This is a genomic window from Streptomyces sp. Z26 (assembly GCF_003665095.1).
GTDB classification, from domain to species: Bacteria; Actinomycetota; Actinomycetes; order Streptomycetales; family Streptomycetaceae; genus Streptomyces; species Streptomyces phytohabitans.
The window spans coordinates 4,390,471-4,400,153 of sequence record NZ_RCHV01000002.1; the positions used below are offsets into that span (position 1 = coordinate 4,390,471).

The 9,683-nt window shown below is 73.9% G+C and carries 1 protein-coding gene; it reads left to right on the forward strand.

Annotation, left to right across the window (positions count from 1 at the left end; all coding sequences use genetic code 11):
- Positions 1-38 precede the first annotated feature (38 nt).
- Entirely contained in the window at positions 39-9,671 is a 9,633-nt protein-coding gene (locus tag D7M15_RS19385; protein ID WP_121518672.1) for a type I polyketide synthase, read from the forward strand.
- Positions 9,672-9,683: the final 12 nt, after the last annotated feature.

Sequence of the window (9,683 nt, forward strand, 5' to 3'; positions counted from 1 at the left end):
CCCCAACGACCCACCACGCACCACCTGCGGAGCTGAAGATGGCCACGTCCGAGGACCGAGTAGTCGCAGCCCTCAGGGCATCGCTGCGCGAGAACGACCAGCTGCGGAAGGAGAACCAGCGGCTGGCCGGGGCCACCCCCGAGCCGGTGGCGATCGTCGCCGTCAACTGCCGCTTCCCCGGCGGCGCCGACAGCCCCGAGGCGTTCTGGCAGCTCCTCGTGGACGGCGGCGACGCGCTGTCCGAGATGCCCGCGAACCGGGGCTGGGACCTCGACACCCTGAGCGGCGCCACCGGCGCCCGCACGGGCGGCAGCGCCACCACGCGGGGCGCGTTCGTGCACGACGCGGACGAGTTCGACCCCGCGTTCTTCGGCATGTCCCCGCGCGAGGCGCTCGCCACCGACCCGCAGCAGCGCCTCCTCCTGGAGACCTCCTGGGAGCTGCTGGAACGCGCCGGGATCGACCCGCACACGCTCCGCGGCAGCCGTACGGGCGTCTTCGCCGGATGCAGCAACCAGGAGTACGGCTCCGGACTGGACGAGGTGCCCGAGGGCATCGAGGGCCACATCCTCACCGGCAACGCGGGCAGCATCGTCTCCGGCCGCATCGCCTACACCCTGGGCCTGGAGGGCCCGGCCGTCACCGTCGACACCTCCTGCTCCTCGTCGCTCGTCGCCCTCCACCTCGCGGCGCAGGCCCTGCGCGTCGGGGAGTGCGACCTGGCGCTGGCGGGCGGTGTGACGGTGATGTCGACGCCCGCCGCGTTCGTGGAGTTCAGCCGCCAGGGCGGCATGGCCGCCGACGGCCAGTGCAAGGCGTTCTCCGAAGGCGCCGACGGCACCGGCTGGGGCGAGGGCGCGGGCCTCCTCCTGCTGGAACGTCTCACCGACGCCCACGCCAACGGCCACGAGGTCCTCGCCGTACTGCGCGGCTCCGCGCTCAACCAGGACGGCGCCTCCAACGGTCTCACCGCCCCGAACGGCCCCGCCCAGCAGCGCGTCATCCGCGCCGCCTTGGCACAAGGCGGTCTGGAGCCCGGCGACGTGGACGCCGTGGAGGCGCACGGCACCGGTACGTCACTGGGCGACCCCATCGAGGCGCACGCCCTGCTCGCCACGTACGGGCGGGGCCGCGACCCCGAACGGCCGTTGTGGCTCGGCTCGGTGAAGTCCAACATCGGGCACACCCAGTCGGCCGCCGGAGCGGCCGGACTCATCAAGATCGTCCTCGCCCTCCGGCACGGCGTACTCCCGCGCACCCTCCGCGCCGAGCAGCCCACCACGCACGTGGACTGGGCGGCGGGCGGCGGAGGCGTACGGCTGCTGCACGAGCCCGTGGAATGGCCCGCGCGGGAGGGGCACGTACGGCGCGCGGGCATCTCGTCGTTCGGCATCAGCGGCACCAACGCCCACGCGATCCTGGAACAGGCACCCCCGCCGCCCCCGGCCGACGCCGCACCGGAGGCCGCACCGGCCGCCGCGCCGCTGCCCGCCGTGCCGTGGACGCTGTCCGCGCGCAGCGCGGACGCGCTCCGCGCGCAGGCCGCGCGGCTGCTCGCCCACCTGACCCGCCAGCCCGGAACGGCCCCGGCGGCGGCCGACATCGGCCGCTCCCTCGCCACCACCCGCGCCGCGCTGGAACACCGCGCGGTACTCGTCGGCCCCGACCACGACACCCTCCTCGACCGCCTCCGCCACCTCGCGGAGGGCGAGTCGACACCGGGCGTGGTGACGGGCTCGGTGCGGCGGGGCGGCCGTACGGCGTTCGTGTTCGCGGGGCAGGGTGCGCAGCGGGTGGGGATGGGTGCCGAGTTGTATGGCGCGTTCCCGGTGTTCGCGGAGGCGTTCGATGAGGTGTGTGCGCATTTTGACGGGGAGTTGGCGCGTTCGCTGCGGGATGTGATTGCGGATGGTTCGGGTGCGTTGAGTGAGACGGGCTTTACGCAGCCTGCGTTGTTCGCGTTCGAGGTCGCGCTGTTCCGGTTGGTGGAGTCGTGGGGTGTGCGGCCTGACTTCCTGGTGGGGCATTCGATCGGTGAGTTGGCTGCCGCGCATGTGGCTGGTGTGTGGTCGTTGGCGGACGCGTGTCGTCTGGTGGCGGCGCGTGGTCGGTTGATGCAGGGGCTGCCTTCTGGTGGGTCGATGGTGGCGGTGGAGGCTTCCGAGGCGGAGGTGTTGCCGCTGTTGGAGGGTCGTACGGCGTCGATCGCCGCCCTCAACGGTCCGTCTTCCACGGTGGTTTCGGGTGCCGAGGCGGACGTGGAGGAGGTAGCCGCGCACTTCCGTGCGGAAGGGCGTCGTACGAGCCGTCTCTCCGTCAGTCACGCGTTCCATTCGCCGTTGATGGAGCCGATGCTGGCGGAGTTCCGTACGGTCGCGGAGTCCGTGTCGTGCGCGGCCCCGACCATCCCCGTGGTGTCGAACGTGACGGGTCAACTGGCCACTGCGGATGAGCTGTCCGACCCCGGCTACTGGGTGCGCCACGTCCGTGAGGCCGTGCGGTTCGCTGACGGCATCGCCACGCTCGCCGAGCGCGGTGTACGGCGTTACGTGGAGATCGGCCCGGACGGCACGCTGACCGCGATGGCCCAGCCCTCCGCGCCCGACGACGCCGCGCTGGTGGCGTTGCAGCGCAAGGACCGTTCGGAGGCGGAGTCGCTGCTGGTCGGTGTGGGTCGGTTGCACGCGGACGGTCTGTCGCCGGACTGGTCGGTGCTGTTCGCGGGGGCGTCCACGGTCGCGTTGCCGACGTACGCGTTCCAGCGCCAGCGCTACTGGCTGGAGCCGTCCGACCCGGCCGGTACGTCCGGCGGCCCGGCGCGCGCCACGGACTCCGGTTTCTGGGCCGCCGTCGAGCAGGGCGACGTGGACCGGCTGGCGCACAGCCTGGGCCTGGACCGTTCGCTGCTGGCGCCCGTCGTACCGGCCCTCGCGGGCTACCACCGCGAGCAGCGGCAGCACGCCACGACGCAGTCCTGGCGCTACCGCGAGCAGTGGAAGCCGCTCGGCACGCTGCCCGACGCGCCGGTGCCGTCCGGGCGTTGGCTGGTCGTCGTACCGGAAGGGCTCGACGCCGGGCACCCGCTCGTGCGCGGCCTGACGGAGGCGCTGGGGACGGTGGAGGCGTACGCGCCCCGCACGCTCGCCCTCGGTCCGGGCCACGACCGCGACGACGTGACCCGCCTCCTGACTGACGCGTTGAACGGGGACGGGGACACGGACGCGGACGGGAACGGCGACGCCGCTGGTACGGACGGCACCGTCGGCGTCCTGTCGCTGCTCGCCCTCTCCGGCGACGTCCCCGTACGCCTCGCGCTCACCAACCACCTCCTCCAGGCCCTCGCCGCGCGCGACGGCGCGGCACCGCCCCTGTGGGCGGTGACGACGGGCGCGGTCTCCACCGGCCGTTCCGACCGGCTGCGCGCCCCGGAGCAGGCCGCAGTCTGGGGCCTCGGGCGCGGCGCCGCGCTGGAGCACGCCGGGCTGTGGGCGGGCCTGGTGGACCTGCCGGAGGAACCGGACGTACGGGCGTGGGCGCGCCTCCGCGCCGTACTCGCCGCCTCGGCCGCCGACACCGGCACGGGCGCGGGCGCGGGCGAGAACGAACTCGCCGTCCGCGCCAACGGCGTCCTCGCCCGCCGCCTCGTCCGCGCGCCGGGCGCCGACACCACCGCCACCGACGCGGACACCGGCACCCAGGACACGGGCACCGGCACCGACAGCGCCCCGTACGCCCTCACGGGCACCACGCTCATCACCGGCGGCACCGGCACCATCGGCGTCCAGCTCGCCCGCCGCCTCTCCGAGCAGGGCGCGGAGCACCTGCTGCTCGTCAGCCGCCGCGGCCCGGACACCCCCGGCATCGACACGACCGTCGCCGAACTGACCGCCCTCGGGGCGGGCGTCACCGTCGCCGCCTGCGACCCCGCCGACCGCGCCGCGCTCGCCGCGCTGCTGGCCGAGATCCCCGCCGACCGCCCGCTCACCGCCGTCTACCACGCGGCGGGCGTCCTCGACGACGGCATGCTCACCACCATGGACGAGGGCCGCTTCGCCACCGTCCTGCGCGCGAAGCTGGACGCGGCGCTGCTGCTCGACGAGTTGACGCGCGAGCGGGACCTGTCGGCGTTCGTGCTGTTCTCGTCCGTCGCCGGCGCCCTCGGCTCCGTCGGGCAGGCCAACTACGCCGCCGCCAACGCCGCGCTCGACGCCCTCGCCCAGCGCCGTCGCGCCGACGGCCTGCCCGCGCTCTCCGTCGCGTGGGGCCCGTGGGCGGGCGGCGGCATGGCCGACGACCCCGCCGTCCTCGCCCGGCTGCGCCGTGGCGGACTCACCCCCATGGAGCCCGCCCCGGCGCTCGCCGTCCTCGCGGCGGCGCTGCGCGAGGGGGAGACGCAGCTCGTCGTCTCCGACATCGACTGGAGCGCCCTCGCGGCGGGCGGGCAGACCGCCGGGCGGCAGGGCGGCGTACGGCCGCTGTTCCGCGAACTCCCCGAGGCCGCCGCCCCGTCGGCCGCCGCCCCCGGCGGTGCCACCGGCACCGACCTGCGCGGCAGGCTCGGCGCGCTGGACCCGGCCGAGCGCGAACGGGAGCTGCTGCGTCTCGTACGCGAGCGCGCCGCCGCCGTCCTCGGCTACCCCGGCCCGCAGGCCGTCGAGCCCGGACGCGCGTTCCAGGACCTCGGCATCGACTCGCTGACCGCCGTCGAGCTGCGCAACGCGCTCACCGCCGAGTCCGGGCTCCCGCTGTCCGCCACCCTCGTCTTCGACCACCCGACACCGGCCGCGCTCGCCGCGCACCTGCACGCCGAACTCCTCGGCGGCGACGCCCTGTCGGACGCGGCGGGCGGCGACCGTACGGGTGCCGCGTCCGCCGTCGACGAGCCCGTCGCCATCGTCGCGATGAGCTGCCGCATGCCGGGCGACATCGCCACACCGGAACAGCTCTGGGAGCTGGTGGCGTCCGGTACGGACGCCATCGGGGACTTCCCGGAGGACCGCGGCTGGGACACGGACGCGCTGTACGACCCGGACTCCCGCCGCAGCGGCACGAGTTACACGTCGCGCGGCGGATTCCTGCCGGGCGCCGCCGAGTTCGACCCCGCGTTCTTCGGCATCTCACCGCGTGAGGCCCTCGCCATGGACCCGCAGCAGCGGTTGCTGCTGGAGACGTCCTGGGAGGCCGTGGAGCGGGCGGGCATCGACCCGCACACGCTGCGCGGCAGCCGCAGCGGCCTGTTCGTGGGCTGCGCGTACCAGGGCTACGGGGCCGCCGCCGACGACGTACCCGAGGACGTGCACGGCCACCTGCTGACCGGTAGCGCGGGCAGCGTCGCGTCCGGCCGTATCGCGTACACCCTGGGCCTGGAGGGTCCGGCGGTGACGGTCGACACGGCGTGCTCGTCGTCGCTCGTCGCCCTGCACCTCGCGGCGCAGGCGCTGCGCAGCGGCGAATGCGACCTGGCCCTCGCGGGCGGTGTGACGGTGATGTCGACGCCCGCGTCGTTCGTGGAGTTCAGCCGTCAGCGCGGCCTCGCGCCGGACGGACGCTGCAAGGCGTTCGCGGACGAGGCGGACGGCACGGTGTGGTCCGAGGGCGTCGGCATGCTCCTGGTCGAGCGCCTGTCGGACGCCCGGGCGAACGGGCACGAGGTGCTGGCCGTCGTACGCGGTTCGGCGGTGAACCAGGATGGTGCGTCGAACGGTCTGACGGCGCCGAACGGTCCGTCGCAGCAGCGGGTGATCCGTGCGGCGTTGGCGCAGGCGGGTCTTGCGCCGGGTGATGTGGACGCGGTGGAGGCGCACGGTACGGGTACGTCGTTGGGTGACCCGATCGAGGCGCAGGCGCTCCTTGCCACGTATGGGCGGGACCGGGACGCCGAACGGCCGTTGTGGCTCGGCTCGGTGAAGTCCAACCTGGGGCACACGCAGGCCGCCGCCGGTGTCGCGGGCGTCATCAAGATGGTGCAGGCCATGCGCCACGAGCAGCTTCCCCGGACGCTGTACGCGGACGCGCCCTCGACGCACGTGGACTGGTCGGCCGGGAACGTACGGCTGCTGAACGAGCCGGTCGAGTGGCCCGTACGCGAGGGCCACGTCCGGCAGGCCGCCGTCTCGTCGTTCGGCCTCAGCGGCACCAACGCCCACGTCGTCATCGCCGCACCCGACAGCGAGACCACCGGCGCCGAGGCCGCGGGCACGGCGCCGGAGGCGCCCGCCGAGGCCCCCGGCGCCCCGTGGACGCCGTGGCTGCTCTTCGCGCGGAGCGCGGAGGCGCTGCGCGCGCAGGCGGCGCAACTGGCCGCGCTGCTGACGGGCGCGGGCGGTGACACGTACGAAGTCGCCGCTGTGGCCGGTGCGTTGGCGACGTCGCGGGCGCGCTTCGAGCACCGCGCGGTCGTCGTCGGCTCCACGCGCGCCGAACTGCTGACGGCCCTGGAGGCCGTCGCGCACGGCGAACGGCAGCCCACAGCCGGGCACGCGGTGACCGGTACGGCACTGGGCGAAGGCGAAACGGCGTTCGTGTTCGCGGGGCAGGGTGCGCAGCGGGTGGGGATGGGTGCTGAGTTGTATGGCGCGTTCCCGGTGTTCGCGGAGGCGTTCGATGAGGTGTGTGCGCATTTTGATGGGGAGTTGGCGCGTTCGCTGCGGGATGTGATTGCGGATGGTTCGGGTGCGTTGAGTGAGACGGGCTTTACGCAGCCTGCGTTGTTCGCGTTCGAGGTCGCGCTGTTCCGGTTGGTGGAGTCGTGGGGTGTGCGGCCTGACTTCCTGGTGGGGCATTCGATCGGTGAGTTGGCTGCCGCGCATGTGGCTGGTGTGTGGTCGTTGGCGGACGCGTGTCGTCTGGTGGCGGCGCGTGGTCGGTTGATGCAGGGGCTGCCTTCTGGTGGGTCGATGGTGGCGGTGGAGGCTTCCGAGGCGGAGGTGTTGCCGCTGTTGGAGGGTCGTACGGCGTCGATCGCGGCGTTGAACGGGCCTTCGTCGACGGTGGTTTCGGGTGTCGAGGAGGCCGTCGAGGAGGTCGCGGCGCACTTCCGGGGCGAGGGTCGTCGTACGAGCCGTCTGTCCGTCAGTCACGCGTTCCATTCGCCGTTGATGGAGCCGATGCTGGCGGAGTTCCGTACGGTCGCGGAGTCCGTGTCGTACGCGGCCCCGACCATCCCCGTCGTCTCCAACGTGACGGGTCAACTGGCCACTGCGGATGAGTTGTTGGACCCGGGTTACTGGGTCCGCCATGTCCGTGAGGCCGTCCGGTTCGCGGACGGCATCGCCACTCTCGCCGAGCGCGGCGTACGGCGTTACGTGGAGGTCGGCCCGGACGGCACCCTGACCGCCATGGCCCAGCCCTCCGTACCTGCGGATGCGGCGCTGGTGGCGTTGCAGCGCAAGGACCGTTCCGAGGTGCAGGCGTTGTTCACGGGCGTGGCTGCCGCGTTCGTGGACGGCGCGGACGTCGACTGGTCGGTGCTCTTCCCGGGCCGCGCGCGCGGCGTCGTGCTGCCGACGTACCCCTTCCAGCGCGAGCGCTACTGGCTCGTGCAGCGCCCCTCCGCGGGCGGTACGGCGGCCGAGTCGGACGCGCCGTTCTGGGACGCGGTGGAGAACGACGACCTGGAGTCGTTGGCGGGCGAGCTGGCCATCGACCGTTCCGCCTCCTGGGCTGAGGCGCTGCCCGCGCTCGCCTCCTGGCGCCGTGGTCGCCTGGCCCGTTCCGAGGTGGACGGCTGGCGCTACCGCGTCGCGTGGCAGCCCCTCTCCCTCACCCCCGGCCCGGAACTGGCGGGTCGTTGGCTGCTGTTGGTGCCGGAGGGTACGGACGTGCCGGAGGGGCTGGACGCTCTCGGTGCGGGCGTGGAGACGGTACGGGTGCCCGCGCGCGCGGACCGTACGGCGCTGGCCGCCCTCCTTCGCGAAGCGGAGTTCTCCGACGACGCCGACGTGAGCGGCGTACTGTCCCTCCTCCCCGCGGGCGCCGCCTCCGGCGCGACGCTCCGTGTACCGGACGCCCTGCGGCAGACGGTGTCCCTCGTACAGGCCCTGGGCGACGCGGAGTTGGCGGCGCCCCTGTGGACGCTGACACGCGGAGCCGTCTCCACCTCCCGTACGGAGAAGGTCACCGACCCGGCTGTGGCCGGTGTCTGGGGCTTGGGTCGGGTGGTGGCGCTGGAACACCCGGAGCGTTGGGGTGGGTTGGTGGATCTGCCCGCCGTTTTGGACGCGCGTACGGTCTCCCGTCTGGCTGCCGTGTTGAGCGGTGTGTCGGGTGAGGACCAGGTGGCGTTGCGTGCTTCGGGTGTGCTCGTGCGGCGGATCGTGCGGGCGGGTGCGCCCGAGGGTCCGGTGCGGGAGTGGACGCCGGGTGGCACGGTGCTGGTCACGGGCGGTACGGGTGCCCTCGGCGCGCAGGTGGCGCGTTGGGCCGTCGCCCGGGGCGCGGAACACGTCGTCCTCACCAGCCGCCGGGGCGCCGACGCCCCCGGTGCGGCCGACCTGGAACGCGAGCTGACCGAGGCCGGTGCCCGTGTCTCCCTCGCCGTCTGCGACGTCACGGACCGTGACGCCGTCGCCAAGCTGCTCGCCGAGCACCCCGTCAACGCGGTGGTCCACGCGGCGGGCGCGCTCGACGTCGGCGCCGTCGACGAGCTGACCGGCGACGCGCTCGCCGCCGTCTGGGACGGCAAGGTGCGGGGCGCGTACCACCTGCACGAGCTGCTGGGCACACAGGAGTTGGACGCCTTCGTGGTGTTCTCGTCGATCGCGGGTGTGTGGGGGAGCGGCGGGCAGGCGGCGTACGCGGCGGCCAACGCCGCGCTCGACGCGCTCGTCGAGTCCCGTCGTACGGAAGGGCTGGCGGGTACGTCCGTGGCCTGGGGCCCGTGGGCCGAGGCGGGCATGGCCGCCTCCGACGACGCCCAGGAGCAGCTGCGCCGCCGCGGCCTGAACCCGCTGGCGTCGGAGGGCGGGCTCCGCGCGCTCCAGCGCACCCTCGACGTACGGGACGGCTGCGTGGTCGTCGCGGACGTCGACTGGGCCCGCTTCGCGGCGGCCTTCACCAGCCGCCGCGCCGCACCCCTCTTCACCGAACTGCCGGAGGCCGCCGCCGCGACCACCCGCGACGACGGGGCGGTCACGGACGGTGACGCGGGTGGCGAGCTGCTGCGCCGCCTGGCCGACGCGTCGGAGGGCGAACGGGCGGAGGCGGTCCTCTCGGTCGTCCGTACGTGTGCCGCGCGCGCTCTCGGGTACGGTGACCCGAAGGCCGTGGAGGCGCGCCGCGCGTTCAAGGACCTGGGCTTCGACTCGCTGACGGCCGTCGAGCTGCGCAACCAGCTCAGCGCCGAGACGGGCGTGGCGCTCCCCGCCACCCTGGTCTTCGACCACCCGACTCCGGCGGACCTCGCGCGGCACGTCACTGACCAGCTGTTCTCCGGAACGGCCGAGGACGGCGCGACGGTCATCGCGGATCTGGAGCGGATCGCGGCGGCGATTTCAAGATTTTCCCCAGACTACGACGCCCGCCCGGTCATCGAGGCCCGTCTACGACGCATGCTGTCGGAGCTGGGTGCCTCGGCTCAGGAAGAGCAGAAGGCCGGGGTCTCCCAGCAGCTGGACACGGCCTCGGACGACGAGATCTTCGATTTCATCAACCAGGAGCTAGGACGCTCCTGACGGGCCGTGGAG